The organism is Enterococcus sp. E5-162, assembly GCF_035725965.1.
GTDB lineage: Bacteria > Bacillota > Bacilli > Lactobacillales > Enterococcaceae > Enterococcus_B > Enterococcus_B lactis.
On sequence record NZ_JAPRFV010000030.1, the window covers coordinates 1 to 4,369 of the forward strand.

Annotated in this window: 3 protein-coding genes and 1 pseudogene; 3 read left to right on the forward strand and 1 reads right to left on the reverse strand. The window is 36.8% G+C overall.

Annotated features, from left to right (window positions below):
• Nucleotides 1-180 precede the first annotated feature (180 nt).
• Nucleotides 181-1,026, reverse strand: coding sequence for an AraC family transcriptional regulator (locus OZZ83_RS14545; RefSeq protein WP_058140288.1), 846 nt, complete (start codon nt 1,024-1,026; stop codon nt 181-183).
• A 167-nt stretch (nt 1,027-1,193) separates the two neighbouring features.
• On the opposite strand from OZZ83_RS14545, the gene OZZ83_RS14550 reads away from it, so the two are divergent.
• The 3 genes and pseudogenes from OZZ83_RS14550 to OZZ83_RS14560 all read left to right on the forward strand — a co-directional run.
• Entirely contained in the window at nt 1,194-2,753 is a 1,560-nt protein-coding gene (locus OZZ83_RS14550) for a glycoside hydrolase family 31 protein (protein WP_002340712.1), read from the forward strand.
• Nucleotides 2,754-2,767: 14 nt separating this feature from the next.
• Nucleotides 2,768-3,976 carry an MFS transporter gene (locus OZZ83_RS14555; protein ID WP_325066106.1) on the forward strand — a complete coding sequence of 403 codons (1,209 nt, stop codon included), beginning with the start codon at nt 2,768-2,770 and terminating at the stop codon, nt 3,974-3,976.
• 155 nt (nt 3,977-4,131) lie between these two features.
• Nucleotides 4,132-4,290 (forward strand): annotated as a pseudogene (locus tag OZZ83_RS14560) (helix-turn-helix transcriptional regulator); the annotation flags it as partial.
• Nucleotides 4,291-4,369: the final 79 nt, after the last annotated feature.

Below are 4,369 nucleotides of genomic sequence, written 5' to 3' on the forward strand. Positions count from 1 at the left end.
ACGGCTACAATAATCACATCCTGCTGAAATTGCTTTCCTTTAAAATGACTCATCGTCATTCCTCCTGCTATCTTTTTCTATTATTCTACCTTATCTGATAGTAGATTTAAAACTTTGCAACAGAACCTTTTATAGGTACCTCACTAGTAGGAATATACGTTTGAGTTACACATCTTAACACTAATCATATCGCTTTTTCCGATAGTGACTAGGAGAAATTCCATACTTCTTCTTAAACACTTTGGAAAAATAGGAAAGGCTGTTGAAGCCTACTTTTCTAGCTATTTCTTCAATCGACCAACTGGTAGAATAAAGCAATTCTTGGCACATAGATACCCTAAAATCATTAATATATTCCTTCAAACTCGTGCCCACTTGTTTTTTGAAAAGTTGAGATAAATAGGACCGATTGATAGAGAGCTCCAGTGCGAGGTTATTAACGGATAAATCTTCTGTATATCTTTCCTTGATAATAGCAATACACATTTCCACGTATTTTGATTGGTTTGTTAAGTGGTGTTCAAAAGCTGATAATGAACGAACGTCTTCAACATAATTATCTGATTGAATGAATCCTAAAATTGTTAATAGTTGTCCATTTTTCATTAATTCATTCATCTCAGGTTGAGTGTTCATTTTTTCTAAAATAAGATCAATTTCAGAAAGAACCCTACTGGAAAGCGATCGAACAACTATTGGATGACTCAAGCCAATTGACTGTAAAAGCTGCCTGCAATTTTCCCCATCAATCCCTATCCAAACATAGGCCCAAGGATCTATTTGATCGGCTTGATAGAAAACCATTTGATTAGGTTCAATTAGGAAAACATCTCCTCTACTCAACGAATAACTTGCATTTCCTATCTTAAAAATACCTTTTCCATGAAGTACAAAATGAATAATAAAATAGGGTTTTGTTCCGGGGCCATAATAATGTAAGGGTTGACATTCTGACCGTCCAAAGAATTTAAACTGGAAATCCTTCCAAATCGTTAGATCCATCCGATTCATTTCAATTTTTTCCAAAAAGAACCACTCCTTTCAAACAAGTTTACAAAAAACAGGAACATTATTACAAATAATATATAACAAAAGTACAAATAGTGTCAACAATCGCAGATAGCGCTTTCAAAAAACTGGCTTTACAATGTGTATAGAAATTAATTTCAAGAAAAAATGAAAGAGGTTAAAAAATGGAAGACATCAAAATTTTAGAAAAATCATTAACTGAGAGAATAACGATCCCTGCTGTATCAAATGAATACTGGTATGGCGGCTGTGTCATGGATGGTCCCCAATATCCCTTCTCAGTGGAGTCAGGATACACCTTAGAAATGATCACTTTAGATACAGTGAACCAATTTGCTCCAACTTTTGTATCCACAAAAGGTAGAGCAATCTGGAGCGAAAAAGCCTTTAATCTATATTCAGTCGGTAACAATTTTGAAATTTCAGCAACTGCGGATGTCTATTTGTACGAAGGTGGCTCATGCTTAAAAGATGCTCAAAAAGTAATAAGTAAAGAGGTCTACACACTTGGAGAGATGCCTCCAAAAGAATTCTTTGAAATGCCCCAATGGAATTCTTGGATCGAACTACTTTATAAGCAAAATGAAGAAGATATTCTAAAATATGCAAAAGGAATCATAGACAACGGCTTACCTGCTGGAATCATCATGATTGATGATTTATGGGCGGACTATTACGGACGCTGGAAATTCTCAGAAAGAAAATTTCCTCATGCAAAAGAGTTGATTAGCACATTACACGAAATGGGCTTCAAAGTAATGGTTTGGGTGTGTCCATTTGTTACACCCGATACGCCAGAATATCACCAATTAAGAGACGATAATATGCTAATCAAAAATAAAGACGGTAAACCTGTTATTCGAGAATGGTGGAACGGTTACAGTGCCGTACTTGATTTGAGTAATCCTGAGACCTACGCGTGGCTTAAAAATGAATTAATGAGTCTGCAAGACGACTTTGGTGTTGATGGATTTAAGTTTGACGCTGGCGACCCGCGTTTTTACAGTAATGATGATATTTCTTACATGGGTTTAAGCTCTCTTGAGCAGGTTGAACTATGGTCTAGATTCGGATTAGAATTTCCTTTTAATGAATACCGAATGAATTATAAAAATCAAGGTGCACCATTAGTGAATCGTTTACAAGATAAGGAATTTGAATGGGGAAAGAATGGTCTGTCAGAATTGATTCCCTCAACGTTGGCTCAAGGGATGCTGGGGTATCATTTTAGTTGTCCCGACATGATTGGCGGGGGTGAATATCTAAGCTTTTTAGGAAAAACAGAACTCGATCAGGAATTGATTGTTCGTTCCGCACAATGCTCAGCGTTAATGCCTATGATGCAATTTTCTGTTGCTCCATGGCGTGTACTGGATCAAGAGCATCTAGATCTTTGTAAAGCAGCAGCCAATAAGCATGTTGAATACTCTGAATATATCATTGAATTAGCAGAAAATGCTGCTGAAACAGGTGAACCAATTGTGCGTCCTGTGGCTTATGACTATCCTGAAGCGGATCTTCGATATTCAAATACACAATTTATGCTAGGCTCAAAAGTCTTAGTTGCACCTGTATTGGAAAAGTCTGCACAATTTAAAGAAGTTTATTTGCCAAGCGGAAAATGGAAAAATGTTCTGAATCAAGAGGTGTTTTCAGGTCCTACTATTGAAAAAATTGTCGTGGACTTAAAAACAATTCCTGTTTTCGAAAAAGTCGAAGAATAAAGGAGATAGTAATTGTGTCAGAGAAAAAACAATCAATAATGACCAAATTAGCGGTCCTTTCAATCTCGTTAATTTTAATGAGTGGACCAGCGATCAATGGCAGCCTGCCTTTAATGAAAGAATCGCTAGGCATAAGTCAATCTCAAGTAGAGCTGTTATCAACAATTCCTAACTTTGCTGTGATTATTTTCATCACTCTTTCAAGTTTTATCGCCAATAGGATCGGTCTGAAGAGAACGGTTACCATCGGACTGCTCATCGCAGGTATTGGTGGGGCAATGCCTCTATTATTTCCTACTTACCAGGTCATATTTCTTTCGAGGTTTTTATTAGGTGCGGGGTATGGTTTATTCAATTCGCTAGCCGTAAGTGTCATCAGTACACTATTTAGTGGGGATACTCGTGCAACGTTACTCGGAATCAGAAACTCCACTGAGAGTATAGGGCAAGCAATTTTTACTGCCTTAGCCGGACTGTTGCTCATACTTGGTTGGCGTTACAGTTTTGCAATTTATTTGATCGCTTTCCCGATTTTATTGTTCTTCATCATTTTTGTACCAGATGTGAAAGATGAAAAAGTAGTATCAGAAGAAAAGCAGGTTAAAGAAAAATTACCTGCCTCAGTATATTTCTTCGTATTGTTTGCAATAGTTTTGGTGATGAATAGCTATGCAATTACTGTTAGATTTCCTTCTTTGGCGGCCGAAATAAATGGCATGAATTATAATGCTAGCGGATATTTAGCATTGATGCCAATTATGGGAATTGTTACTGGATTTATATTTGGAGCAGTGAACAAAGTTTTAAAGAAAAATACTGTGATTCTTGGATTGTTGTTAAATATCATAGTCAATCTTCTCATAGGGTTTGCCAGCGGAAATTATGCGATACTTTTAATCGGTTTATTTCTATCAGGCGTTCCCAATGCCTTTTGTTTTCCATATATTTACAATAGCCTTGGCACAATTACCAACAGTAAAAAAAGTCTTAATCTATCCACTTCATTAGTATTAATCGGCTGCAATATTGGAGGATTCATTTCTCCAGTAGCGATGGAAGTCATTCAAAAAGTCACAGGGAGCAATGACTTAGCGGCTCCATTTCCGATTTTTATTGGTTTGATCCTATTGATTTTACTAGGTGTACTATACTTGAATTATGCTCCAAAAAAAAATCCTATAAGTAAGCTAAGTAATAGCAAAGTAAACCGTATGAATAAATGAGGCTGTGACATAAGTCGTAATCCTTAATCGAACAAAAATTGGCTCCCAGAAATCATCTACTGATTTCTGGGAGCCAATTTTTATGTACTCAAGGTGCCAAACCATTTCATTGCGGCTAACTTTCTCATATTTAATGCCATGATAAGGAACTCGATTTAACACAGGGGGAAGTGGCTGAAAAACTGTACGTGTCTCGGCAGGCGGTATCGAATTGGGAGTTGGGGAAAAATTACCCAGACTTGGAGACGATCGTCGCGATCAGCGAGCGGTTCTGTTGCAAAGTTTTAAATCTACTATCAGATAAGGTAGAATAATAGAAAAAGATAGCAGGAGGAATGACGATGAGTCATTTTAAAGGAAAGCAATTTCAGCAGGATGTGATTATTGTAGCCG

Excerpts from the sequence above, each read along its gene's own strand:
- OZZ83_RS14550 (WP_002340712.1), top strand. The coding sequence starts at position 1,194 with ATGGAAGACATCAAAATTTTAGAAAAATCATTAACTGAGAGAATAACG.